We start from the raw sequence: 24,452 nt of genomic DNA, 5'->3' as shown, positions 1-24,452 counted from the left end.
TCTACTTGACGTCGAACGCCGAGTAGTCCTGATTGAACAAGATATGGCTATACGCCTTATCGAAGTCCAGTCGGTCCGAGACGAACGTGGTGAACTCCTCGTTACCGTATGGCGCCCAGACAGCTTGTTCCATGTAGGCCTTGTCGAGTGCGGCGTACTGCTTCTTGACGTCGTCGGAAAGCTGTTCTTCCTGCAGCTTGTTCATCGTGGCGTCGTTCTCGGGGATGGCCACCTGCGAGTAGTTGCTGTTATTGGTCGGCAGGATGTTCGCACCGTTGAGCAGCGGCCGGAAGAAGTCGTCCGGGTGCGGGAAGTCCTGGAACCAGTCGGTGAAACCGGTGTCCAGATCCGGTGTCGATGTATTGCCGATGGTGGCGAAGTAGACGTCACCGGCGACCACCTTGAGCGTGGCGTTGAAACCCAGCTGGGTCAGCACATCGTGGTAGTACTCGCCGATCCGCTTGCGATCCGGCTCGTCATCGGTCCACACCGTGATGTCCTTATCGGTCGGGTTCGCTTCGGCGATAAGCGCTTTCGCCTTCGCCATATCCGGACCCGGGTAGAGCTTGTACTCCTCGTAACCGGGCATTCCCGGCGGCAGAATCTGCTGGGTGGGATGCATGCGACCGCCGAAGACGCGGTTGAGCGCCTCGGGGTCGATCGCGTAGTTGATCGCCTGACGGACTCGAATGTCGTTGAACGGGGCGGTCTTGTTGTTCATGAAGAAGTAGTAGGTGTTGATCGACTCCTCCATGCGGAACCGGTCGCCGTACTTGGCCTTGACCTCGGCGAGCCGATCGGCGTCGGGGGGATCGGCCATGAAGTCGATGGTGTTCTGCTCGATACCCGTCACCTGCGCGCTATTGCTCTTGTTCTGGGTGATGGTGATCTTGTCGACCTGGGCGTCGGCGACCTCGGTGGCCCCGGCGTCCTTGACAGTCTTGAACTGCGGATTGCGTTCCAGCGTCATCGTCTGGGGCGACTCGACGTGGGTGATCATGAACGGTCCGCTGGCCGGCGGCGGCGTGTTCGTTGCGTCCTTGTCCAGCGGAGTGCTGGGGGGAACCGGCGCCGAGAACATCAGGCCCAGAACGTTATTGAAGGTGCCGTTGGGCTTCTCGAGGGTGATGGTGATGGCACCCGTCGCGTCATCGGTGACGATCCCGCTGATCGTGGGGGCCTTGTCGTCGGCGTAGTCCTTGGCGCCGACGATGCCTTCGAAGAACACCGAGCCACCGGAATCGGCCTTGAACAGTCGTTGGATCCCGTAGGTGAAGTCCGAGGCCTTGATGGGTGTGCCATCGGAGTACTTCATGTTGGGCCGCATGGTCAGCTTGTAGGTCAGGCCGTCCGGGGAAATCTCCGGCATGTCCTTGGCCAGGCCGGGAACCACCTGCGCGCCGTCTGCACCCTTGGCGTGCTTATAGGTCAGCAGCGGCGTGTAGACGTTCCACAACGTCTCCCAGCCTTCGACGGTGTACGACAGCTGCGGGTCGATGTAATCGGGGAATGACGTCATCGAGACGTTGACATCGCCACCGGAATCACCGCCCGAGCCACCACCTCCGGAGCTGTCTCCGCCACATGCGGCGACGCCGAAGGCAGAAAATGCGACGACGCATCCGATCGCGGTGACCTTGCGCAGCTTGTTCATCTCACTCCAAAACGTTGGCGGGCTCGCCGACTCCAGTACAGCTGTACGCCACCTTGGCGCACCCTGGGTAGATCTTGGCCGGAAATTTTCCAGTTTGCATCCCGGCGGAAGCGAAAAATTCCTGTTTCAGCTAGCTGTGGCGGCGCGGAATCGCCGTTGACCACAGCGCCCAGGCGATCAGCACTGGCTGAAAAAGTAGCCGAATAAATCTGGCGCGGTCGGTTTTCAGACCGAATGCATCGCGACCGCGACGAAAAATGCGGCCAGAATTCGTCCGATGCGGACCCGGTCGCGGGTCAGCACCGTGAGGCGCCCACAAGGTATGCGTTCTGAGCGTCAATATCGCAGAATGGCGACCGTGCGCGTACTGAGCAGATACCTGGTTTTGCCGATGATGGTCACCTCTGCGGTCCTGGTGGCGGCCCCTGCGTCGGCAGCACCGGAGTTCCCAGAAGGTGACTACGCAGTGCCGACTGCCATGGGTTATGGCAAGTACGTCGCCGAGATCGCCCCTGGCGCGGCCGGGTGCACGTTTTCCACCTACAGCGCCGATGGTCAGCCCATCGACACCGTCAGCACTTTCGCCAAACCGCTGACCGCGTCGGTGAATCAGCGGGTCGCGTCATTCCGCACCGAGGGCTGCACACCGTGGCAGCTGGTGACGCGCGTTCTGAACTAGAGTCCGGCGCGGGGTAGATACTCGGTCGGTGGCAGAACAGACGGTCCAGTTCCGGCGTCTTGCTGAACAGGTCGCGGATCAGCTGCGCAGGCGGATTCTGCGCGGCGACCTCGCCGACGGCAGTGTGTTGCCTACCGAAGATGAGTTGCTGCGCGAATTCCCGGTGAGCAAACCGTCACTGCGGGAGGCGATGCGCATTCTCGAGGCCGAGGGGTTACTCCGGGTTCGGCGCGGCAAGCTCGGTGGTGCAGTGGTGCGACGGCCCAACGCAGCGAATGTCGCGTACACGATCGGTTTGGTGCTGGGCTCGCAGGAGGTCGGCCTCTCCGATGTCGGAGACGCGCTCCTTGAAGTCGAACCGGCGTGCGCGGCATTGTGTGCCAAGCGTTCTGACCGTGCCACGGTCGTCGTCCCTGCCTTGCGGCTGTTGCACGCAGAGTCCGTCGACGCCGTCGATGACCTGCACCAGGCGACGTCGGCGAGCCGGCGCTATCACGAAGCGCTGGTCCAGCTCTGCGGGAACCAAACGATGATCATGCTGGTCGGTGCGCTGGAAACGTTGTGGTCGGCGCACGAAACCAGCTGGTCGAGCCGCGTCACCGACCACAGCATCGTCCCGATCGCCGAGCGCCTGGCGGTGCTGGAAGACCATCGGCAGGTGATCGACGCGATCGAAGCCGGTGACGAGCGCCGTGCCCACGACCTGGCCGCGGCGCACTTGATCAACGCCCAGCACTATCCGGGCTCGTCCGGAGTCGTCGACGCGTCGATGGTGCGCACATGGGCACCGGACCATTGACGGGCAGGCTTATTTTCATATGATTTGGTGATGGGCGTCGATGTAGCCGCCGCGACCAGCGCGGAAGCCGCGCACTACCGGGCACACGGGTGGTGGTCGGACACCACGCTGTCGCAGCGTGTCCGGCATAACGCCAGCGCATCGCCGGTCAAAGCGGCGTATGTGGACTTCGCTGACAGCGTGGTCGATGAGGGGCAATTGACCTGGCGCGAGTTCGACCACGCCGCCGACAACCTGGCGCAGCGCCTCGTCGCGTTGGGGGTGGTGCCCGGTGATCGCGTCGCGGTCTGGCATCGCGACAGTGTGGCGATTCACGTCCTGCTTGTCGCGATCGAACGGTGCGGCGCGGTGGTGGTCGGTCTCGGGGCGCGTGCAGGTGTGCGCGAGGTGACACAGATTCTGCGGACGGCGCGACCGGTCCTGCTTGTCAGCGATGTCGAACGCCGCCAGCCCGGGGCGCAGGCGGCGGTCGACGCTGACCCCGCCTTGCGCGTGGCCGCATTCGGCGATGACGCCGACGATCTCGTCATCGACAGCAGCCCCCCGCAGGGGACCGGCCCGGTGCCTGTCGGCCCCGACGATGTATTTCTGATCAATTCGACCTCTGGCACCACAGGGCTGCCCAAATGTGTTGTCCACACCCAGAACCGGTGGTACTACTTTCACCAGAAGGCCACTGCCAACGGTGAACTCACGCCCGATGACGTGTTCCTTCCGGTGATCCCCACCCCTTTCGGATTCGGCATCTGGACCTCCCACTCCACGCCGATTCACCTCGGTGCCACGACCGTGCGTATCGAACGTTTCAGCGCCGCCTCGACGTGCGAGGCCATCGATCGTCATCGGGTGACCGTATTATGCTGCGTCAGTAGCCAATTGGCGATGATCCTGGCCGATGACGCGTTCGGGGATCACGATATGAGCAGTCTGCGGGTGGTGTTCACCGGCGGCGAGCCACTGCCGTATGCGCAGGCCGCCCAGTTCGAGGAGCTGACCGGCGCCACCATCTTGCAGTTCTACGGATCCAACGAAACGGGCATGCTCAGCGCCACCAGCGTCGCGGATCCGTTCCATCGGAGACTGCGTACCGCCGGTCGGATCGTGCCGGAAATGCAGGTGCGGCTCTTCGACGGTGATCTGGATGTCACGGAATCCGGTCGCGGGCAGCCAGTGTGCCGCGGTCCCGCAACCAGTCTCGGCTATCTCGGCGGTACCGATCACGACAAGCTGTTCACCAAGGACGGCTGGATGCGGATGGGGGACATCTGCGAGCTGGACGCCGACGGTTACCTCACCCTGGCGGGTCGAACATCGGATTTCATTCTGCGCGCCGGCAAAAACATCAGTGCCGTGCAGGTGGAGGAAGTGGTGGCCACACACCCCGCCGTGGCGGTGGCCGCGGCCGTGGCGATGCCCGACCCGCTGTTCGGCGAACGGGTATGCGTCTTCGTCGAACTCAAACGCGCCGACACCCTTGACCTGCCGACGCTTGTCGAGCACCTTCGCGGGCTCGGGGTATCGACGGAACTACTACCCGAGCGGCTCGAGGTCCTCGACGCACTTCCACGGTCATCGGGCGGAAAAGTCGCGAAAGGCGAACTCCGCGAAAAGATTCGATCTACCTTGGAGCTGACATGAGCACAGGAGAAGTGCGGCGCGGCGGCCTCGCGGTGTGGGCGCCGTCGAAAGTACCGCCCATCGGCGTCGAGCTCACCAACGAGCAGATGCTGGCGGTGGCGTTCCGTCATCTTGCCGGGCTCGGGTTCGCCGAGAATATGGCCGGGCATATCACCTGGCAACCGGACGGCCAGACCGACATGCTGGTAAACCCGTGGGGGCTGTGGTGGCAGGAGCTGACTGCCTCGGACATCTGCGTCGTCGACGAGGATGCCAGGGTGGTCCGTGGTCGCTGGGACGTCACGCCTGCCATTCACATCCACACCGAGCTGCACCGTCTTCACCCAGATGCGCGTGTGGTGATTCACAACCACCCGTACTACGTCAGCGTGCTCGCCGCTCTGGGCATGCTGCCCGAGTTGCTCCACCAGACCGGCGCTCTGTTCCTCGACGATATGTACCTGGTGCCCGATTATGACGGGGAAATCGACGAGCCCTGGCGCGCAGTGCAATTGATCGAGCAGATGGGGTCCGCGCATATGGTGCTGCTGGCCAATCACGGTGTCATCATCACTGGGCGCAACATCCCAGAGGCGGTGTACCGGGCGGCGTCGATCGAGCGGGTCTGCAAACTGGCCTACGACGTCATGCTCACCGGCCGCACGCCAAAGCAGATGAACCGCGGCGACTTGGTCGGAATGAAAGCGTCCCTGATCGAACGCGCCGCTGACGTGTACTGGGCGGGCGCCGCCCGAATGACCATCAAAGCCGACCACGATGTGCTGAGCTAGAGAAACGAGAGTTGAGACCATGGCTTCGATTGACGAGCTCGCCGGGAATCTGAACTTCACCAAGGCCAAGACCGGGGCCGACCGCTCGGTGACTTTTCTGCCCGAACCCGAACGGGCCGAACGCCGTTATACGGTGATTTCGGTCGACGATCATATCGTCGAACCACCGGACACCTTCGAAGGCCGCGTTCCGCAGAAGTTCGCCGAGCGCGCCCCGAGGGTGGTCGAGACCGGCGACGGTGGGCAGACCTGGATGTATGACGGGAAGTCTCTGCCCAACGTCGGTTTCAACGCCGTGGTCGGGCGCCCGGTCTCCGAGTACGGATTCGAGCCGGCCCGGTTCGACGAAATGCGGCGCGGCGCATGGGATATCCATGCGCGGGTCAAAGATATGGACCTCAACGGTGTCTACGCATCACTGAACTTTCCCTCGTTTCTGCCCGGCTTCGCCGGTCAGCGCCTACAGCAGGTGACCGCGGATCGCGACCTGGCCATGGCGTGTGTTCGCGCCTGGAACGATTGGCATATCGATGCGTGGGCCGGTCCCTATCCCGACCGGATCATTCCGTGCCAGCTGCCCTGGCTGCTGGACCCCGACGTCGGGGCGAAGATGATCCACGAGAACGCCGAACGCGGATTCCATGCCGTGACCTTCAGCGAGAATCCGGCGATGCTGGGGTTGCCGACCATCCACTCGGGTTACTGGGATCCGCTGCTGGCGGCCTGCGCCGAGACCGGGACGGTGGTCAACCTGCACATCGGGTCCTCGGGCACGTCACCGTCGACCACCGACGACGCACCCCCTGACGTCCAAGGTGTGCTGTTTTTCGCCTATGCCATCACCGCGGCGGTGGACTGGTTGTACTCGGGCGTCTGCACCAGGTACCCGGACCTCAAGATCTGTCTATCCGAAGGTGGAATAGGTTGGGTGGCAGGACTTCTCGATCGTCTCGACCATATGCTGAGCTACCACGAGATGTACGGAACGTGGCGTGAGCTCGGAGAGACACTGCACCCGTCGGAAGTGTTCAAGCGCAACTTCTGGTTCTGTGCCGTCGAGGATCAGTCATCCTTCATCCAGTACGAGCGGATCGGCGAGGACAACATTCTGCTGGAAGCCGATTATCCGCACTGTGACTCGACATGGCCGCACACCCAGCGCACCATCCATGAGCAGATTCGTGGTCTACCCGATCCGATCATCCGAAAGGTGACGTGGGAGAACGCGGCTCGGCTCTATCAGCACCCAGTACCGGCCGCGATCCAGGACGATCCCAACGCGTTCTGATTGAGGCGGCTACTTGGCGTGCTTGGTGCGCTTGCCGCTGGTATTGGCGGGTGCCGAGTTCTGCTTGGCCCCGGCGGTGCTGCTCGCCTTATCGACGTCAGAGGCATGTTTGCCGCCGGCGGCCTGCGTTGTGTCGTCATTGCTCTTCGCGGCGGCAGAGTCGGGGAAGCTGTCCTTGAGGCTGTCTGCAACCTTGCGCGCCGTACTGAACTTTTGGCTACTGACGAGCTTGTTCTGGCTGATTGCGTCCGTGAAGACCTGGGCCTTCTCCGTGCTGGAGGCGTCCGAGGTTGACACCGCCGCTTTCGTTGGGGCCGAAGAGACTTCGGGGCCGGCCGACTTTGCCTGCCCGACGCGGTCGGATGTCCCGACCAGGGGTTGGTTCAGGGCGTTGTTGATCACGTCGCGAGCCCAATCGATGCTGCCGGCAAGATCAGCAACTCCGATGCCGACATAGGTGTTGAAAGCGTCGCCGCCTGCGCCGATGGCTTGGCCGATATCGCCGGTGGCTGCGAGGTTCTCAAGTGCCGCGCCCGGTGCGGCGAGAATGCCCCGGACCGTCATCAGTCCCAACCCGATAGCTTCCTGCGTGACGACGACGGCACCGGCGGCCGTGTAGATGAGGACGCTAATACCGCGTGCGCCGATCGCATAGATCGGATCGATGATCGCCGCACCCGCGTTGGACAGCGGAACAACGATCGACGCTGCGGTCGCGCCCACGGCTTTCAGCACATCTCCGTTCGGGGCCGTCAGTGCTTGGACAAACGTGATCGGCGCAGTGACTGCGGCGGCGCCGGCCTCAAACGCGCTGGATCCGATGATGAAGGCCGATTCGGCGACGTAGCTGACATTTTCGAACTGATTCTGGAGTAAGGCCAGAGCAAGCGTGCCCACCGGCAGGGAGGCCAGTTCGATCTGATGGGTCTGGATCGGCGGAATGGCCGGCGCTGGTGTCGCCGCAATGGGGGTAGCGACGAGTGCGCCGGCCGTGGCCACGACAGCGCCGACGGCGATAGAAGTGCTAAGAGCAGCGCGCATGGTTTCCCCTTGGTTGAGACGACCCGTACCGCAGGGAAACCTATCGCAATATTTCCCGCTGACGCAATACCAGCGAACTTATTTGATTGTCCATCTGTTCGTTGTAATGCCTATTTAGATGCGGTATCGCAGAAATCGCTGCACCGAGCTGTAGATATGGACAACTTCTACTGGTTTGCTCAAGCTCGTTTGATACCGGCACGGGCTAGGTTGACGTAGTGATGAACGCCTTGGGGCAGCCGTGCCCGTGTGGCAGCGGAGCCGATTACCAGGCGTGCTGCGGGCCCTTGCATCACGGCGCGCGGCAGGCAGAGACCGCGGAAGAACTGATGCGATCGAGATATGCGGCCTATGTCCGCTCCGACACCGACTACCTGTTCCGCACCTGGCATCCACGGACACGGCCCGCCGATGTGCGTGTCGACCCAGGCATCACGTGGACAGGTCTTGACCTACTGGAGACCGACGCTGGTGGCGTGGGCGACAACAGCGGAGAGGTCGAATTCGCGGCGCACTACATGTTCGCCGGGGACAGCGATGTGCTGCGTGAGCGCAGCAGATTCGAGCGTCGTGCCGGCCGTTGGTTCTACGTCGACGGTGACTACTGAGCGAACTGGGGATAAACGCCCGCAACCCCTTTGGCGAGTCCGGCTTGCACTCCGCGGCTCGTATCGTCGGCGAGCACTTCATACGCGCCCGCCGCGACGCCGTCGAGCGCGAGCGCGGCGACGTCGGCCGGATTCGACTTGGGGCCATCGAGACCGGCCGCCATGTCGGTATCCATCAAGCCGACGTGCAACGCCGTCACCACGATCCCGGAGTCGGCCAGCTGTGCCCGCGCCGCGTTCGTCATCGACCAGGCGGCCGACTTCGAGGCGCAGTACCCGCTCAGGTCAGGGAAGCTCACCCAGGACAGCACCGAGAGGACATTGAGGATTCCGCCGCCGCCGTTACCCGCAATAACGGGGGCGAACGCCCGGATCATCGACAGCGTGCCGAAGTAGTTGGTCTCCATCTCCCGGTGAGCGCCACCGAGGTCATCGGAGGTCAGCAGATTGACGTCGGCTGCGATTCCGGCGTTGTTCACCAGCAGCGTCACATCGCCCGCCGCCGCTGCTGCGGCGGCAACCGATGCCGGATCGGTGATGTCCACAGCCACGGGGATGGCGCCGTCGATAGCGACGGAGTCCGGGTTACGGGCTCCGGCGTAGACCTTGGCGCCCCGCGTGAGGAGTTGGGTGGCGAACTGCGAGCCGAGCCCACGGTTGGCGCCGGTGACCAGAGCAGTGCACGAAGAGAGGTCCATCTGACCATCGTGCGTCACGCACCTCCGGGCCGCAGGCTCATTGGGTCTAGTTGGAGATACAGAATTCGCTGAATACAGAATTAGCTGTACTGTGGCAGTCATGCAGACGTTGCTCCATAGCGATGCGCTGGCGCGTTTCGGCTATGCGCTGTCCGATACCACCCGCACGAAGATCCTGTTGAGCCTCAACAACTCACCCGGCTATCCGTCCGAACTTGCCGACCACATCGGCGTCTCCCGGCAGATTCTGTCCAATCATCTTGCCTGCCTTCGCGGTTGCGGGTTGGTCGCCGCCATTCCCGAAGGCCGTCGCACCCGCTACGAGCTGGCCGATCCTCGGATTGGCCACGCGCTCAAAGATTTGATGGGTTTGGTGCTCGCGGTCGATCCGAATTGCTGCTGCAGTGGCGGCGATGGCCAGGGTTGCGGCTGCTGCTGATGCCCACCACTCCTACGCTCTCCGATGCGCGGCGCGCTCTGCTCGGCCGACGTATCCGATGGTTTGTGGCATTGACCATTTCGTACAACGTTCTTGAAGCCGCCATCGCGCTCAGTGAAGGCGCGCGAGTGTCATCCACCGCGCTGATCGGCTTCGGACTGGACTCAGTCATCGAGGTGTCCTCCGCCGCCGCGGTGGCGTGGCAGTTCGCCGGCCGTGACCCTGAGGAACGGGAAAAGACGGCATTGCGCATCATCGCTTTTTCGTTCTTCGGGTTGGCCGCCTTCGTCACCGTCGACGCGGTCCGGTCGCTCGCCGGCGTTGGCGAAGCACGTCATTCGACCATCGGCATAGTTCTCGCGGCGCTGAGTTTGGCTGTCATGCCGGTGCTTTCATGGATGCAACGGCGGGCCGGCCGCGAGCTCGGATCACTATCGGCAGTGGCCGATTCCAAACAGACGCTGTTGTGCACCTACCTGTCGGCGGTCCTGCTCGTCGGACTGGTGCTCAACACCGTGTTCGGCTGGTCGTGGGCCGACCCCATCGCAGGCCTGGCGATCGCCGCGATTGCGATCAGAGAAGGACTGGACGCGTGGAGAGGTGACACCTGCTGCGACCGAGGAGTCAGTGGCGGTACAGGGTGACGATGGTGATGTCGTCGTCGGAGTTACCCCGTGCCATCGCCGTCGAGATCCAGGAGGCCGGCACATCGCCGACGCCGCCAAGGGTGGTAGCCAACCGGTCGATACCGTCGTCGACCGCCTCCCCGCGGCGTTCTACCAGGCCGTCGGAATACATCACCAGGCCGTATCCGGGCGCGATGGAGAACGAGCTGGATGTGTAGGTCATCTCTCTGATGCCGATGGGTGGGGAGAGCCGGATGGGTGCCGCGACCGCCTTCGGCGCCGAGTTCGTCAGGTACGGCATCAGGTGGCCGGCAGACGCTGCCTCGACGTGCCCTGAACTCGGGTCGACGCGCGCGGCGATGACGGTGGCGAACGCCCTTGGCATCATGTGCACGCAAAAGGCATTGAGCCGATTGAGCGCCTCAGCCGGTGCGGCTCCGGCGAAGAGGTGCGCGCGCAGCACATTCCGAAGCTGCGCCATCGTGCCTGCGGCGGCGATGCCATGCCCGGCGACGTCACCGAGCAGCACAACCAACTGGCCGTCGGGTAACTCGAACGCGTCGTACCAGTCGCCACCGATGCGACCGCCCGCAGCAGGCTCGTAGTGCGCCGATAGCTGCCAGCCCGCAACGGTCGGTATCGACTGGGGCAACAGGCTGCGTTGCAGCGTCTCGGCCATGCGTAGCTCGTCACGGGTACGGCGATACAGCGTCTCGACGAGGTGGCGTCGCAACGCCTCGGCGGACTCCGTCTCGTTCAATGACCACGATTCGCTGTGCTGGTTGACAGTCTCGCGCCACCGCTCGAACGATTTGCGTGGGCTGAGCCTGACGCCGTCGCCCTCGCCGACGGCGATGTCCTTGTTGTGCGGGTCGCCGCCCCAGTCAACGGTGCGCAGCACCTCGCCGCGGAACCAGACCACGTACTGCCCGTCGGGCAGATTGATGGCCAGCGCGCCTGCGGCAGACTCCGGGTCGAGGTCTTCAGCGGACAGCTCACGAGACAAGTAGTCGCTAGCGGCGATCTCGTCGCCCGCGTCGCGGGCCCAGGCGGTGATAGCCGATTCGACATCCCTCGACGGAACGGTCCCGCGCGTCTGTCGGTGACCCTCAACGTTCACGACGACACCATCGGCGGGCACCAGGTCGAGCAAGCCGGGTGCGCCGAGAAGGGCTGTGGTGAGCGGTTTATGGCCGTCCAGGGTGGCGGCGGAGAGTTTAAGTAGTACTGCCTGTGCCGCCAGCCGTGTATGTAATTGGTCCTCTTCGAACCGATCGACCAGTCTCAACGACAAGGTCGAACCGAGGAACTCGGCCGCAACCCTGGCACCGAATGGCGGCAGGTGTGGACCGGAATAGTGATGGCATGCGATGAGTCCCCACAGCCGCCCGTGCCGTAGCAATGAGATCGACATCGATGCCCGCACCCCCATGTTCTGCAAATATTCGATGTGGATGGGCGAGACGCTGCGCAGCGTGGCATGCGTGAGGTCCAGCGGTGCCCCGGTGGTCGGATCGATCGCCGGTAGTAGGGGAGCCGGGGTGTAGTCGACGTCGGAAATGAGTCGCAGCCAACTCTTTTCATACAGCGCCCTGGCTTGCGCCGGGATGTCGGTGGACGGGTAGTGCAAGCCGACAAACGTGTTGAGGTCCTCACGCTTGGATTCGGCTACGACCTCGCCGTTGTAGTCCTCGTCGTAGCGGTACACCATGACGCGGTCGAATCCGGTCAGGTCGCGGACTGCTCGCGTGGTGGTCTCGTACAACTCGGGCAGAGTGTTGGCCATATTCAGCGCCTCGACCGAACTGCGCACCGCCTGATAGGTGTTCGGGAAAGAGAAGGGTCGCTCGCCGTAGGCGATTTCGACCTCGACCAGAAGGACCCCGCCCGGCTCGCGATGCAGGATGACGTCGAAGGCGCGTAGCTCGCCGTTGACATCGAGCGTGCAGTTGAGCGGATTGCGTTCGTGAAGGTCGCTGAAGGTCGACGACGCCTGCTCGATCCGGGCGGCCTGCTGCGCGCCGATCAGCACGGAGAGGTGCCGGTACAGAACATCGTCGACGGACCGGCCGAGCAGGTCAGAGACGTTGGCACTGACCTGACGTACCTCGAAGTCGGGCTCTCGCACCACCGCCAGCACACCGCGCGGTTGGATACTGCCCGGAATGTGGATGGGTTCGCGGGCACAGTTGTCCAAATCGATCGGTGTGCCGTGCGGGACGAGGTCCTTGGCTAGATCGAGGGCCGACAGACGCCTATCGCCGCTGCTCATGAGACCAACTTGGTCAATTCGGCGCCTGCCGGACAGCTGGTAGTTTGCGCACGCGCGGTCGGTCGTTGGTCACTTGCGTTCACTGTAGCCACTCAGGAGATGTCGTATCACCATCAGCTTGGTGTCCCCGTTGGCGGGAAGAAACAAACACGCACTGCTGAAATGGCTGGGCGAATCGGCTCACGCCGCCACAAAATGTGCTCAAGACTCTTGCCGAGAATTGCTCGTCGGCGCCTCGCGAAAGTTATTGCACGACAACCGAATATGGCTGACGCGTCAGTCTGCCCGTGGCGGGATGCTCTGCTCGAAACTGAAGACGTTATCGGGGTCGTAGCTGGATTTGACATCACGCAGTCGTGCGGCGTTGGGTCCCCAGTACGCACGCTCCCAGTCGGTCGCCCCGGCGTTGGGCACGTTGACGTAGGCGCCGTCGCCATAGGGCCGCATCGCTTTGGCGAACTCCGCGACCCACGTCAGGCACCGTTCGGCCAGTGAGTCATCGGTGGCTGGTGGCCCGCCGCGCACACCCCAGCCGGCACCGGGCTCGGCGTAGAAGAGGGCGTTGCGGTGGGCGAATGCCGACCCGCCCGCCGGTTCGCTGGATGTGACGGCCCCGCCGAACGCGTTGGTGAAGTAGTTGCATCCTGGCGGGGCGTCCGCGGCGAAGGAGGCGATCACACCGATCGCCTGGGGTGGTAGCGGCGCGGACATGAACTGGGAGCTGAACTTCCAGTTCGCGGGTTCTTCGTCAGAGGGGATCTGAAATCCCGCGTAGGTATCGGCCCACCCCGCGTCCGTCACGACGATACCGGGGGCGCCAACCGATAGCACCGGCGAAAGCAGTTGTCGGGCTTCAGCTTCCGACCCGGAGGCGAGGACGGCAATGAGGACGATCTTGTCTCGGTCGATTTCGAGTTGGCTGGTGAGCCGGTTGTCGGTGTACGGCGCACAGCGCTGCCAGGTGTCGAACAGCGTTTCCAGGTCGTCAAGGCCCGACCAGGTCGCCACCACGTAAATCGTCTGTGCCAGTGGATGAATGCGGTAGGTCAGTGAGGTGACGATCCCGAAGTTTCCGTTGCCTGCGCCGCGCAGCGCCCATAACAGGTCCGGGTTGTTCTGCTCATCGGCGATCACCACCTCGGCCCCGCCGCCGGCGGAGGCGACCACGACTTCGGCGGCCAGCAGGTTATCGGAGGCCATGCCGTAGCTGCGGGTGAGTAAACCAAAGCCGCCGCCGAGCGTCGCACCGACGAGTCCCACGGTGCCTTCGGTCCCGGTCGGCGCCGCGAAGCCGGCGGCGCCGAGCGCGGTAACAGCCTCCAACTGGTTGAGCCCGGCGCCGACGGTGGCGGTCTGCGCCGCCGCGTCGATGGTCGCCGATTTGATGTCGCTGACGTCGATGACGACACCGTCATCGACGGCGTTCCAGCCCTCCAGACAGTGCCGGCCGCTGCGTGCCCGCACCGGAACGCCCTGCAGGCGTGCCCATGTCAGCGCATTGACGACGTCGGCCGTGTCCTGGGCGAAGACGATCGCCGCCGGCCGGTGGGTGAAGAGCCGATTCCATCCGGCGCTGGCGTCGGCGTACCCGTCGTCGCCAGGTCGGATCACCCGGCCCGTCAACGCCACCTGCTGTGCGGTCATGGATAGATTCTCGGGTACGCCGTCGCCAGCGGGAGGAAAACGTCGTCGACGATCTCGCGGATGGTCTCCGCCGGTACCGCCGTCATCGTCATGAAGAGTTCGTGCCGGATCAGGTCGGCCGGCAGTGCGACAATCCGGGCCGGGGGAGTTGTCGCCAGTTCACCTCTGGCGACGGCGCGCTCGACGATCGTGTCCATGGTGCTGGGCCCTTCGGAGACGAACCATTCGCGGAGCTCTTTCGGCGAACCGCCTGCCTCGTCGTAGTACGCCCCCAGGCGTGCCGCGATCAGACCGATGATGCGGGACCGCCGGTCGCTGAACTCGGTGAGGATGGCCAAGACGTCACCGCGCAGAGTCCCGGTGTCCGGTGTCGGGATTTCGTCGATCTCGCCGCGACGACGAATGACGGCCTTGAGCAGGTCAAACCGCGACGGCCAGCGCCGGTACAACACCGAGCGGGCCGCGGAAGACCTCATCGCGACGGCGTCGATGGTGAAGCGTTCATAGCCGGCTTCGAGGAGCTGATCCCAACCGGCGTCGAGGATCGCGTGTTCCAGCGCTGCACCACGCCGTCGGGCACCGCCCGTTCCTTTAGAGGACACTTGCGTAGCTTATCGCACGGTGTTAGCGTCCTGGCCCATAAGCGACACATGTGTAGCTAAAGAGTCTGGAGGAAGACCATGACCGCACGCAGCGCCCTGATTTCCGGGGCGAGTATTGCCGGGCCGGTTCTCGCGTTCTGGTTGGCAGACGCCGGCTGGGATGTCACCGTGATCGAGCGGGCGGAGCGTCTGCGCACCAGCGGCTACCCGGTCGATATTCGCGGGACCGCAGTCGAAGTCGTCCGCCGGATGGGTCTGCAGGAGCAGATTTCGGCCGAACGCTACCGGCACGTTCCGATGACCTTGCTGACCCCGCGCGGGCGTCGGCTCCAGACACTGGACTTCGGTGACCTGCTCAACGATGAGGGCGCCGGCGACGTCGAGATCTCCCGCGGCGTGCTCAGTGAGATCCTGTACGACGCGAGCAGCGATCGGGTCGACTATGTCTTCGGCGACTCGATCACCGCGCTGACTCAGACCGACGCAGGCGTCGATGCCCGCTTCGAACACCGGGCACCCCAGACGTTCGATGTGGTGATCGGCGCCGACGGCATCCACTCCAAGGTGCGTGGACTGACCTTCGGTGACGAGTCACGGTTCATCCGTCATCTCGGGCCGTACGCAGCAATCTGGGACCTACCCGCTGACATGTTCTCTCCTGGAGGCGGTTTCATGTACTCCCACGCCGGCCGAACCGCCCTCGTCGAACGGCCCGCCGCCGGTGGCCCGGCCCGGGCATTCCTGGCCTTCATGCACCAGGACCCTAGCACGGTGAACCGGTACGACCCCGACGAGATTCTTCGCGCTGTGCGCAGCGCATTCGGTGGAGACCGTTGGCGCACAAAGGAAATCATCGACACACTGCCGGACGCGACCGATCTTTACTTCGATACGGTCAGCCAGGTCCGGATGGATTGCTGGAGCGCGGGTCGAGTCGCCCTCGTCGGCGACGCCGCGTATGCGCCGGCGTTTCTGTCTGGACAGGGCACCAGCATTGCGATTGCCGGCGCCTACGTACTCGCCGCTGAATTGGTCCAGCACGAGCAGCCGGAGTGTGCCTTCGCGGCGTACGAACGCAGGTTGCGTGATTACGTCGTGAAGAATCAGAACTTGGCGCTGCGCACCGACTCCACGGTGATCTCGCGTACCCGCAGGCAGCTGCTGGGCCGAAATATCAAGCTGTGCCTGGTGCCTACGCTGCAGCGACTCGGCCTCGCCCACCTGCTGCAGACCCAGCTCCGATCGGCAGCGAACGAACTGGCGCTTGACCCCTCAGATGTTCTTCGCGGCGGCCCGCGGTTTGGCCCGGATGGCCACCAGCCCGCCACCGATCACCAGTGCCATACCGAGATAGGTGAACAGCGTCGGCGGGTGATCCCAGATAATCCAGTCGATGAGTGCGGTGAACACGATCACGGAGTAGATGAAAGGGCCGACCTTCTCCGCTGAGGCGTAGCGATAAGCCACCACGATGAGGGCCTGAGATAACAACTGGGCGAACCCAATGCCGATCAACCAGCCCCACGCCTCTGACGGTATTGGCCGCCACCCCACTATTGCGATGGGAATGGACATCACCGTCGACAGCAGAAAGTAGTAGAAGAGCACCCTGATCATCGGTTCGGTTGCCCCAAGCCAGCGGACCGACATCATCGCGACGGCGAGGAAGAGAGCCCCTGCCAGAGCGGACAATTCACCGAACTTGAAGCTGTGGCCCTGCGGCTGCAGAACAAACATCACGCCGATGAAGCCGACCGCGGCGCCGACCCATGTTGCTCTGGCCACGGGTTGGCGTGTTACGGCCCAGGCCACCAACGGCATCCACAGCGGCGCGCTGTAGGTCAGCAGAGTCGCGTTGGCCAGCGGTATCTGCGTGATCGCGAAGAACAGGGCGTACCAACACGCGGTTCCCGTCGCCGCCCGCAGAAGGTGCAGTCCGAACCTCTCGGTCCGCAGAGTTGACCAGCCGTTGCGCAGTGCCACCGGTATGACGAACAACAGTCCGATGAAGTTCTGGAACAGCAGAAGCACACCGGTGGAGGTGTACTGCCCTGACACTTTGGCGAGAGTGCCCACCATGGCTACGCAGAAGAACGCCGCGGTGGTCAGCGCGGCGCCGACGACGAGGTTCTCGGGTCTGCGGCCGGCGCCGACGTCGGGCTTATCGGCGTCGCTCATGGACTTTCAGTCACTGGCCCGCATCGTCGAGCGCGGCCGTGACGTCTGCCTGGGTCTCGGCCAGGAACGCCTGCAACTCGTCACCGACCATGAAGGTGGTGGTGAATTGGTTCTGCTCGGCGATCTGCTTCCAGGTGGGTGATTCCACCATCTGGCCGAGCACGTTCTGCCAGTACGCGACGGCGTACGCGGGCATGTCCGGCGGTCCGTACAGGCCGCGCCAGTTCGACAGGGTGACGTCGAGTCCTTGTTCCCTGGCGGTCGGTACATCAAAGCCGGGCAGGCGGTTTTCGGCCAGAACACCAAGTGCGGCAAGCTCTCCGGCTCTTACCTGGCTGATGAATTCGCTGACCCCACCGATTGCGACGCTGACCTCGCCTGCGTTGAGCGCGGTGATCTGGTCACCGCCGCCCTCATGGGTGACGTAGTGGATGGTGGACGGATCTCCACCGGCGGCGGATACCAGTAGGTCAAAGGGGGCTTGGTCGTCATTGGCGGCACCGACCGTGACACCGTTGGGGTCAGCCTTGATGGCCGCCATGACGTCGTTGAGGTTCTTGAAAGCGGAGTCAGGTCGAGTCACCACCACGAAGTACTCGGTCATCAGTCGGGCGATCATGGTGACGTCGTTGTAGCCGTACGGGGATTTGCCGCGAAGCTGATTCATCATCATCGACAGCGACGTGACGGAGACGTGGTTGTCGGCGCCCCGGTACTTCTCCACCATGGTGGCCAGGAAATCGGCTCCACTGGCGCCCGGTCGATTCTCCACCGGCAGTGGCACATCGACGATGCGTTCCTTCTGCAGGGCGTCGACGACCGAGCGGATCGTGAGGTCGAAACCGCTGCCCGGGTTGGCTCCCGCCGTCATCGTCACCGGACCTGAGGGATAGCTGTCGTCGGCGGCGGCCAGCGCGGTGGCGTGGCAGCCGGTCAGGACCAGTGCGGCAGCCAGTATTGCCCTGATGGTGGATTTGATGATCAAAGTCGTTCGCTCCTAAGGGGTTTAGTGAGTTCAGTGGCGCCACTCCTGGCGTTCATCCGGTTGGTCTCGCGCTCCAGCATGGCGTTGAGCTTGCGGGGTGCGACGACGTCGAGTGCCCGCAGCGCAAGTGCCTTACGTGGGGCGATCCGGATAGGTCTGGTGCGGCACGCGGTGACCATCCAGTCGGCCGCTTCGTCGGGCGACAGCGCCGGTACGCCTGCGTAGGCGCGGGTGGGAGCGATCATCGGGGTCGCGACCAACGGGTAGTAGATGGTCGTCGAGTGCACTCCCGATCGACCCCACTCTGTGTCGATGACGCGGCTGACAGCGCTTAGGGCCGCCTTGGATGCGTTGTAGGCGGCGAACATTGGTGAAGATTCCGGTAGCACGCGCCAGGTGGCGATGTTGATGATGTGCCCGTCACCGCGTTCGATCATGCCGGGAGCGAGGCCACGGATGAGTCGCAGGGGGGCGAAGTAGTTCAGCTGCATGACGCGCTCGATATCGTGCCAACGATCCAGTGACTCGCCGAGCGGCCTGCGAATGGATCTGGCCGCGTTGTTGATCAGGATGTCGACGGGGCCAATCCTCGTCACCAACTGGTCCACCTGCTCCAGATCGGACAGGTCAGTCGGGATGGCAGTCGCGGTCCCGCCGGCTGCGGTGATCTCTTCGACGAGTTCGCTCAACAGTTGTTCGCGACGCGCGACTGCGATGACGATCGCGCCGTGCGCGGCGAGCTTGTGTGCAGCAACGGCCCCGATTCCCGACGACGCACCGGTCAGCAGAATCCGCTTACCCCGCAGATCCACCGATGTTCGCGAGGGAAAGTGCGGCAACGGCCGCATTCCGGCCAGCCGTAGGGCCCTCTTGACGTCTGAAATCACTGCCTGCGCCCCCGTCTGGTCGGCACAGTGCTGGCCGTTTCTGATGAATGTAGAGCCCGCCGCGTGCTACTGCAGCAAATTAACCTATTCGCTGGGTCAGCGTCGAACGGGCACCGAGATGATCTGCGCGACCCGTTCGAGGGCGGTCTGATCTACGCGGTAGTAAGCCCACTTTCCCCGCTGTTCGCGACCGACGAGTCCAGCGGCGACGAGTTGCTTCATGTGGTGCGACACGGTGGGTTGCGTCAGATTCAGCGGGGCGGTGAGGTCGCAGACGCACGCTTCGCCGCCGTCCCCGGCCGCGATGAGCGACAGCAGCTTCACCCGTGCGGGATCTGCCAGGGCTTTGAATACCGCGGCGAGTCGTTGTGCGCTGTCATCGTCGATGATGCCGCCGGTCAATGGTGAACAGCACGCGGCCAGATCGTCGGCCGTGATCGGCACCGCTGCGCTGGTCATGCTGGCATTCTGCCACACGTATTGACAATCATCGATGTATCGATCACAGTCGACGCATCGATAGTTGTCGATCTGAGGAGTGAAATGTCGTCGTTGCCTGTCGTTGTGATCGGTGCCGGGCCACAGGGGTTGGCTGCAGCGGCACACTTGTTGGAACGCAACCTCGAGCCGTTGGTGCTGGAGGCGGGTGCAGGCCCCGGCGCTGCGATCGAGCAGTGGTCACAGGTGCGGACGTTTTCGCCGTGGCCGGAATTGATCGACTCGGCGGCTGTCAGGTTGTTGGAGCCCACCGGGTGGACACCACCGCGAGAGGGATTCCCGACCGGCCGCGAGTGGATCGACAGCTACCTTACCCCGCTGGGTGTGGCTCTGGGCGAACACGTTCGGTATGGGACGCGGGTTGTGGCGGTATCCCGGCGCGGTCGCGACCGCCTGGTCAGTCCCGGCCGCCGCGAGCAGCCATTCGTCGTGCATGTCACCGACTCTGCGGGCAGCGAGTCCCGACTGGAGGCCCGCGCGGTGATCGATGCATCGGGGACCTGGTCCCAGCCCAATCCTGCTGGAGCTGATGGGGTTCCGGCGATCGGGGAGCGGACCGCCGCGGCAGCGGGACTGCTGTCTTACCTACCGCCGACGCCGGCGCTCACCACAGCGCTCGCCGGTAAGCACGTTGTGGTGATCGGCAGTGGGCATTCGGCGATGACAGCGGTGATCGAGTTGGCCGAGATCGTTGCCCGAGATCCGTCTACGACGGTGACGTGGGCGCTACGCCGGGGTGTGGTGGGTGACACCTTCGGCGGGGGAGCGGCCGACGAACTTCCGCAGCGTGGGGCCCTTGGGGTGCGGTCCCGCGAAGCCGTCGATGATGGTCGGGTGACACTATTGTCCGGCTTTCGCACAGAGCGCATCGATGTCGCCGATGGCCGCGTCACGGTAATTGCCGAGGACGGGCGGTCACTGCCGGTGGCCGATCACGTGGTGGTGCTGACCGGGTTCCGGCCCGATCTGTCCTTCCTCTCGGAGATGCGGATCGAGCTGGACCCGATCTTGCAGGCACCTGTGAAGGTGGCTCCCGAGATCGATCCGAACCTGCATTCGTGTGGCAGCGTATCCCCGCACGGCGCAGCGGAGTTGGCGCATCCCGAACCGGACCTCTACATCGTGGGCATGAAGTCCTACGGTCGTGCGCCAACATTCCTGGCCCTGACCGGTTATGAGCAGGTTCGTAGTGTGGCCGCCGAACTTGCCGGCGACCATGAGGCGGCCCGCCGGGTCGAGCTGGTCCTGCCGGAGACAGGGGTTTGTAGCGGAGCTGGCTTGTTCGACGAGCCCGAAGGCTCGTCCGTCGGAGGTTGTTGCGGCGCGGCCGCGGCGCCACAACCGTTGTCGCTGAGCCCGATTGGCGGATGAGTTCCGTTCGGGGACCAACGCTGCGCCAGGTGTTGCTGACGCTGTGCGTCACTGAAATCACCAGCTGGGGGGTGCTGTACTACGCGTTCACCGTGTTGTCTGCCCGGATTGGCGCCGACACGGGCTGGTCTGCCCCCGCCGTGACCGGAGCCTTCTCCGCAGGCTTGGTGACGGCGGCGCTGATGGGCATCATCGTCGGACGCTGGTTGGACCGGTACGGACCGCGTTGGATCATGACCAGCGGGTCGGCTCTCGGAGTGCTGTCACTGCTGGCAGTGGTTGCCGCACCGAATTACTGGTGCTTTGTGGCGGCGTGGGTGCTCGCCGGGTTCGCCATGAGTGCGGTGTTCTACGCTCCGGCTTTTGCCACCCTCACCCGACATTTCGCCCCGGACGCGGTGCGGGCGCTGACGGTGTTGACGTTGGTGGCCGGATTGGCAAGTACGGTCTTCGCCCCGCTGACGGCGTTGCTCGAATCCCATTTCACATGGCGCACTACGTATGTGATCTTGGCTGCTGCGCTCGCTGTCGTGACAATTCCCGCCCATTACTTCGGGCTACGCCTACCCTGGCCGGCGATCGCGACCCATCATGCGGTGGAGGCGCCGTCGCGGACCGCGCGCAGCCGCCCGTTCGTGGCGATGACACTGGCGTTTGCGTTGGCGGGATTGGCCTCATACGCCGTCATCGTGAATCTGATTCCGCTGATGACTCAACGGGGGATCAGCACGAGCGACGCCGCGGTAGCGCTCGGTTTGGGCGGAGTCGGCCAGGTTCTGGGCCGACTGGGCTATCGCGCGTTGGTGCAGCGCATCAGCGTCGTGCCGCGCACGGTGCTCATCATGGGCGGCGTTGCGGCCACCACTGCGCTGCTGGGGCTCTTCACATCATTGGCCGTCCTGATCGTGGTGGCGATGGCCTCAGGCATGGTCCGCGGCATCATGACCCTGTTGCAGGCCACTGCGGTCACCGAGCGTTGGGGCAGCACGCATTACGGACACCTCAGTGGCATTCTGTCGGCGCCCATCATGATCACGACGGCGCTGGGGCCATTCGCCGGTGCGGCCCTGGCCACCCTGTTGAACGGATACGCGGCGATGTTTCTCGTCCTCGGCGGGGTGGCCGCTGCCGCGGCGACCATGGCCGCCGCCACGTCGGTCAAAGCGCCAAGCTGAGGCGCTTGGCGAGGTCGGCGACGCGGGCAGCGATATCGTCGCGGACCAGCCGCATCCGTTCGATGCCGTCGATGCCGCGCTCCGAGGGTTCGTCGGTATCCCAATTCTCGAAGCGCGTGCCGGGCACCGGTTCGACCTGCGCCTCACGCCCGAGCCTGACCACTACGTCGGCGCCTCGAATGACCTCAGGATCAAGGAGTTTCGGCGTCTCGGCGGTGATGTCGATGCCAACTTCGGCAAGTACTTCGGCCGAGAGTTGGTTGATGGTGTCACCGGGCTTGGTGCCCGCCGAATACACCTGCACGGTGTCTCCCGCGAGCTGGCTCATCAGTCCGGCCGCCATTTGAGATTTCCCGGCGTTCTTGACGCAGACGAACAACACCGTTGGTCTAGCGGGTCGATTCACGTGCGGAGCTACCGTTCGACGCAGTGACTTTGAGTTCTGCGAGCAGGCGACGAACGAGGACCTCGATATCGTCGCGGATCGGTCGGACCGCATCGATGCCCTGGCCTGCCGGGTCCGGAAGTTCCCAGTTCTCATAACGTTTGCCGGGAAAGATCGGGCAGGCGTCGCCGCAGCCCATCGTGACCACCACGTCGGCGGCTTGGACTATCTCGTCGGTCCAGGGTTTGGGGAACTCGCCGGTGATGTCGATACCGACTTCGGCCATCGCCGCGACGGCGGAGGGGTTGATCTGGTTGCCTGGTTCGGAGCCACCCGACCATGCGACTGCATCGGAGCCGGCGAAGTGATTGAAGAACCCGAGGGCCATCTGTGAGCGGCCCGCATTGTGAGTGCACAGGAAGAGCGCGATGGGCCGCCCATCGGCGCTCTTGCCCTCGACGCGGGCGAGGGCATGCAGTCGCTGTCGCGCGAAGCGTTCGGCAAGTAGCGGCAGGAAGTTAGGAACGGTTGCGCTGCCGGCAAATTGATCGTAGGACGAGTGTAGGAACCGCTCGATTGTCGCGGTGCCGAATGATTCGGCGAAGTCGCGTTCGAGCCGAGTCGCGGCTGTTCTGAGGGCGTGTTGCTGGTCGATGGAGAGGTCTCGGCGTGGGTGTTTGGTCGGGCGGACCGGGCTGTCGGTCATGGTCAGGACTCCTTGAATCGGCGACGCAGGGCGAGCGATACGTAGACCAATGCGACCAGGACGGGCACCTCGATCAGGGGGCCTACGACTCCTGCCAGTGCTTGACCGGAGGTGGCACCGTAGGTCGCGATCGCGACGGCGATCGCCAGTTCGAAGTTATTGCCTGCCGCGGTGAATGCCAGTGTGGTGGTGCGTTGATACCCCAGGCCCATCAGTGCGCCGAGCAGATAACCACCGCCCCACATGACGGCGAAATACACCAGAAGTGGGAGTGCTATCCGTACCACATCCAGCGGTCGACTGATGATCTGATCACCTTGCAGTGCAAACAGAATCACGATGGTGAACAGCAACCCGTACAGTGCCCAGGGGCCGATTACGGGGAGGAACTTGGCCTCGTACCACTGGCGGCCTTTGGCGCGTTCACCGAGCCGACGGGACAGGTAACCGGCCAACAGCGGGATGCCGAGAAAGATCAGTACCGACTTTGCGATCTGCCACGGCGAAGTGCTGATCGTGGTCTGCTCCAGTCCGAGCCAGCCCGGTAGGACCGACAGATAGAACCAGCCCAGCACGGCAAACATGAGGACCTGGAAGATCGAATTCAGCGCGACCAGCACCGCAGCGGCTTCCCTGTCTCCGCAGGCCAAATCGTTCCAGATGATCACCATGGCAATGCAGCGCGCCAATCCCACGATGATCAGGCCGGTGCGGTACTCGGGCAGATCTGGCAGCAGCAGCCACGCCAGCGCGAACATCAACGCCGGACCCAGGACCCAGTTCAAGAGCAGCGAACTGATCAGCAGCTTGCGATCGCCGGTGACGGTGTCGAGTCGGTCGTAGCGCACCTTGGCCAGCACCGGGTACATCATGATCAGCAGGCCGAGCGCAATGGGCAACGAAATACCGTCAACCTGAACACTTTCCAGTGCTCTGTTGAGTCCGGGGAGCCAGCGGCCAAGAAGGAGGCCGGCGGCCATCGCGACGCCGATCCACACGGGCAGATATCGGTCCAAGGTGGACAGCTTCGCCACCACCGGCGCCGGCGGAGTTTTCACCACATTCTCGCTCATGCCGTCGCCTTCGCCAGTGCTGCGGCGTCGAGAGCCAACAGTGCTGAAAGCTCATGCAGCGCCTCAGGAACGACGGCGTAATACACCCACGACGCACGGCGTTCTGAGGTCAACAAGCCGGCGTCGCGGAGCACCCGGAGGTGATGAGAGACCGTGGGCTGGCTGACGTCGATACCGGACGTGATATCGCAGACGCACGCCTCCCCGCCCGCGTGGCTGGCGATCGCACTGAACAACTGCAACCGCACCGGGTCGGCCAGCGCCTTGAGCTTGACGGCCAAGACGGTGGCAGCTTTCGCCGACAGCGGCTCCCTCAACAAAGGTGGGGCATCGCAACACGGTTGCGTGCCGCTGGGGCCCGCTGACTTCGACATCCATCGATATTGACAGATATCGAAGTCGTGCGCAACGAGCCCGTCGAGGGTGACGAAGAACG

Annotated in this window: 23 protein-coding genes and 3 pseudogenes; 12 read left to right on the top strand and 14 right to left on the bottom strand. The window is 63.9% G+C overall.

All coding sequences use genetic code 11. From position 1 onward, the window contains the following. Position 1: 1 nt before the first annotated feature. Positions 2-1,654 (bottom strand): ABC transporter substrate-binding protein, encoded by a 1,653-nt coding sequence (locus tag ADBZ9O_RS30335; protein ID WP_526527187.1) that lies wholly within the window; start codon positions 1,652-1,654, stop codon positions 2-4. A gap of 349 nt (positions 1,655-2,003) precedes the next feature. On the opposite strand from ADBZ9O_RS30335, the gene ADBZ9O_RS30330 reads away from it, so the two are divergent. The 5 genes from ADBZ9O_RS30330 to ADBZ9O_RS30310 are packed head-to-tail and all read left to right on the top strand — an operon-like array spanning position 2,004 to position 6,828. Next, positions 2,004-2,333 (top strand): Rv1352/Rv1906c domain-containing protein, encoded by a 330-nt coding sequence (locus ADBZ9O_RS30330; RefSeq protein WP_526527185.1) that lies wholly within the window; start codon positions 2,004-2,006, stop codon positions 2,331-2,333. Positions 2,334-2,361: 28 nt separating this feature from the next. Next, the gene (locus ADBZ9O_RS30325; protein WP_526527183.1) at positions 2,362-3,132 is read left to right on the top strand and encodes a FadR/GntR family transcriptional regulator; all 771 of its coding nucleotides are present in this window, start codon (positions 2,362-2,364) and stop codon (positions 3,130-3,132) included. 30 nt (positions 3,133-3,162) lie between these two features. Beyond that, on the top strand, positions 3,163-4,770 hold the full coding sequence (locus tag ADBZ9O_RS30320; protein ID WP_526527181.1) for a class I adenylate-forming enzyme family protein: 1,608 nt from the start codon (positions 3,163-3,165) through the stop codon (positions 4,768-4,770). Beyond that, the gene (locus tag ADBZ9O_RS30315; RefSeq protein WP_526527179.1) at positions 4,767-5,540 is read left to right on the top strand and encodes a class II aldolase/adducin family protein; all 774 of its coding nucleotides are present in this window, start codon (positions 4,767-4,769) and stop codon (positions 5,538-5,540) included. The genes ADBZ9O_RS30320 and ADBZ9O_RS30315 overlap by 4 nt, the downstream gene beginning before the upstream one ends. Before the next feature lie 19 nt (positions 5,541-5,559). Next, positions 5,560-6,828, top strand: a complete 1,269-nt coding sequence (locus ADBZ9O_RS30310; protein ID WP_526527177.1) for an amidohydrolase family protein — start codon at positions 5,560-5,562, stop codon at positions 6,826-6,828. Between the two features lie 9 nt (positions 6,829-6,837). On the opposite strand, the gene ADBZ9O_RS30305 is transcribed toward ADBZ9O_RS30310, so the two are convergent. After that, positions 6,838-7,869, bottom strand: a complete 1,032-nt coding sequence (locus tag ADBZ9O_RS30305) for a hypothetical protein (protein ID WP_526527175.1) — start codon at positions 7,867-7,869, stop codon at positions 6,838-6,840. Positions 7,870-8,090: 221 nt separating this feature from the next. On the opposite strand from ADBZ9O_RS30305, the pseudogene ADBZ9O_RS30300 reads away from it, so the two are divergent. Further along, positions 8,091-8,135, top strand: a pseudogene (locus tag ADBZ9O_RS30300) (hypothetical protein); the annotation flags it as partial. 63 nt (positions 8,136-8,198) lie between these two features. Then, the gene (locus ADBZ9O_RS30295) at positions 8,199-8,477 is read left to right on the top strand and encodes a YchJ family metal-binding protein (RefSeq protein ID WP_526533676.1); all 279 of its coding nucleotides are present in this window, start codon (positions 8,199-8,201) and stop codon (positions 8,475-8,477) included. On the opposite strand, the gene ADBZ9O_RS30290 is transcribed toward ADBZ9O_RS30295, so the two are convergent. Then, positions 8,471-9,175 carry an SDR family oxidoreductase gene (locus ADBZ9O_RS30290; RefSeq protein ID WP_526527173.1) on the bottom strand — a complete coding sequence of 235 codons (705 nt, stop codon included), beginning with the start codon at positions 9,173-9,175 and terminating at the stop codon, positions 8,471-8,473. The two genes, ADBZ9O_RS30295 and ADBZ9O_RS30290, sit on opposite strands and share 7 nt — an antisense overlap. Before the next feature lie 100 nt (positions 9,176-9,275). Between ADBZ9O_RS30290 and ADBZ9O_RS30285 the strand changes: the two genes are divergently transcribed. Both ADBZ9O_RS30285 and ADBZ9O_RS30280 read left to right on the top strand, forming a co-directional pair. Then, positions 9,276-9,614 carry an ArsR/SmtB family transcription factor gene (locus ADBZ9O_RS30285; RefSeq protein ID WP_526527171.1) on the top strand — a complete coding sequence of 113 codons (339 nt, stop codon included), beginning with the start codon at positions 9,276-9,278 and terminating at the stop codon, positions 9,612-9,614. Beyond that, entirely contained in the window at positions 9,614-10,258 is a 645-nt protein-coding gene (locus tag ADBZ9O_RS30280) for a cation efflux transmembrane domain-containing protein (RefSeq protein ID WP_526527169.1), read from the top strand. Before ADBZ9O_RS30285 ends, ADBZ9O_RS30280 begins: the two co-directional genes overlap by 1 nt. On the opposite strand, the gene ADBZ9O_RS30275 is transcribed toward ADBZ9O_RS30280, so the two are convergent. From ADBZ9O_RS30275 to ADBZ9O_RS30265, 3 genes are all read right to left on the bottom strand, one after another. Continuing rightward, the gene (locus tag ADBZ9O_RS30275; RefSeq protein ID WP_526527167.1) at positions 10,239-12,512 is read right to left on the bottom strand and encodes a GAF domain-containing SpoIIE family protein phosphatase; all 2,274 of its coding nucleotides are present in this window, start codon (positions 12,510-12,512) and stop codon (positions 10,239-10,241) included. The genes ADBZ9O_RS30280 and ADBZ9O_RS30275 overlap by 20 nt on opposite strands. Before the next feature lie 276 nt (positions 12,513-12,788). Continuing rightward, on the bottom strand, positions 12,789-14,156 hold the full coding sequence (locus ADBZ9O_RS30270) for an FAD-binding oxidoreductase (RefSeq protein WP_526527165.1): 1,368 nt from the start codon (positions 14,154-14,156) through the stop codon (positions 12,789-12,791). Then, complete coding sequence (locus tag ADBZ9O_RS30265) at positions 14,153-14,758, bottom strand: TetR/AcrR family transcriptional regulator (protein ID WP_526527163.1); 606 nt, start codon at positions 14,756-14,758, stop codon at positions 14,153-14,155. The genes ADBZ9O_RS30270 and ADBZ9O_RS30265 overlap by 4 nt, the downstream gene beginning before the upstream one ends. A gap of 78 nt (positions 14,759-14,836) precedes the next feature. On the opposite strand from ADBZ9O_RS30265, the pseudogene ADBZ9O_RS30260 reads away from it, so the two are divergent. Beyond that, a pseudogene (locus tag ADBZ9O_RS30260) lies at positions 14,837-15,745 on the top strand (FAD-dependent oxidoreductase); the annotation flags it as partial. 285 nt (positions 15,746-16,030) lie between these two features. On the opposite strand, the gene ADBZ9O_RS30255 reads toward ADBZ9O_RS30260, so the two are convergent. The 4 genes from ADBZ9O_RS30255 to ADBZ9O_RS30240 all read right to left on the bottom strand — a co-directional run bounded on the left by ADBZ9O_RS30255 (position 16,031) and on the right by ADBZ9O_RS30240 (position 19,267). After that, positions 16,031-16,936: an EamA family transporter gene (locus ADBZ9O_RS30255; protein ID WP_526527161.1), complete on the bottom strand. Its 906-nt coding sequence runs from the start codon at positions 16,934-16,936 to the stop codon at positions 16,031-16,033. Positions 16,937-16,946: 10 nt separating this feature from the next. Next, complete coding sequence (locus ADBZ9O_RS30250) at positions 16,947-17,921, bottom strand: Bug family tripartite tricarboxylate transporter substrate binding protein (protein WP_526527160.1); 975 nt, start codon at positions 17,919-17,921, stop codon at positions 16,947-16,949. After that, positions 17,918-18,769, bottom strand: a complete 852-nt coding sequence (locus tag ADBZ9O_RS30245) for an SDR family oxidoreductase (RefSeq protein WP_526533674.1) — start codon at positions 18,767-18,769, stop codon at positions 17,918-17,920. The genes ADBZ9O_RS30250 and ADBZ9O_RS30245 overlap by 4 nt, the downstream gene beginning before the upstream one ends. A gap of 135 nt (positions 18,770-18,904) precedes the next feature. Beyond that, positions 18,905-19,267: an ArsR/SmtB family transcription factor gene (locus ADBZ9O_RS30240; RefSeq protein WP_526527158.1), complete on the bottom strand. Its 363-nt coding sequence runs from the start codon at positions 19,265-19,267 to the stop codon at positions 18,905-18,907. Between the two features lie 84 nt (positions 19,268-19,351). Between ADBZ9O_RS30240 and ADBZ9O_RS30235 the strand changes: the two genes are divergently transcribed. Together ADBZ9O_RS30235 and ADBZ9O_RS30230 are read left to right on the top strand one after the other, a co-directional pair. Next, entirely contained in the window at positions 19,352-20,677 is a 1,326-nt protein-coding gene (locus ADBZ9O_RS30235; protein WP_526527156.1) for an NAD(P)-binding domain-containing protein, read from the top strand. Beyond that, positions 20,674-21,852, top strand: a complete 1,179-nt coding sequence (locus tag ADBZ9O_RS30230) for an MFS transporter (RefSeq protein WP_526527154.1) — start codon at positions 20,674-20,676, stop codon at positions 21,850-21,852. The genes ADBZ9O_RS30235 and ADBZ9O_RS30230 overlap by 4 nt, the downstream gene beginning before the upstream one ends. Here ADBZ9O_RS30230 and ADBZ9O_RS30225 read toward each other — a convergent pair. From ADBZ9O_RS30225 to ADBZ9O_RS30210, 4 genes and pseudogenes are all read right to left on the bottom strand, one after another. After that, positions 21,836-22,195, bottom strand: a complete 360-nt coding sequence (locus ADBZ9O_RS30225) for an arsenate-mycothiol transferase ArsC (RefSeq protein ID WP_526527152.1) — start codon at positions 22,193-22,195, stop codon at positions 21,836-21,838. The two genes, ADBZ9O_RS30230 and ADBZ9O_RS30225, sit on opposite strands and share 17 nt — an antisense overlap. A gap of 46 nt (positions 22,196-22,241) precedes the next feature. After that, complete coding sequence (locus ADBZ9O_RS30220) at positions 22,242-22,943, bottom strand: arsenate reductase ArsC (RefSeq protein ID WP_526527150.1); 702 nt, start codon at positions 22,941-22,943, stop codon at positions 22,242-22,244. 17 nt (positions 22,944-22,960) lie between these two features. Next, positions 22,961-24,016, bottom strand: a pseudogene (gene arsB / locus ADBZ9O_RS30215) (ACR3 family arsenite efflux transporter); the annotation flags it as partial. Further along, a complete protein-coding gene (locus tag ADBZ9O_RS30210) occupies positions 24,013-24,390 on the bottom strand; it encodes an ArsR/SmtB family transcription factor (protein WP_526527148.1) in 378 nt (125 codons plus the stop codon). The gene ADBZ9O_RS30210 and the pseudogene arsB, both read right to left, overlap by 4 nt. Positions 24,391-24,452: the final 62 nt, after the last annotated feature.

The sequence above is a fragment of the Mycobacterium sp. genome (genome assembly GCF_965229105.1).
Classification (GTDB): Bacteria; Actinomycetota; Actinomycetes; order Mycobacteriales; family Mycobacteriaceae; genus Mycobacterium.
The sequence above is the reverse complement of the archived record's forward strand: the minus strand, read 5'-3'. Positions and strand labels throughout refer to the sequence as shown.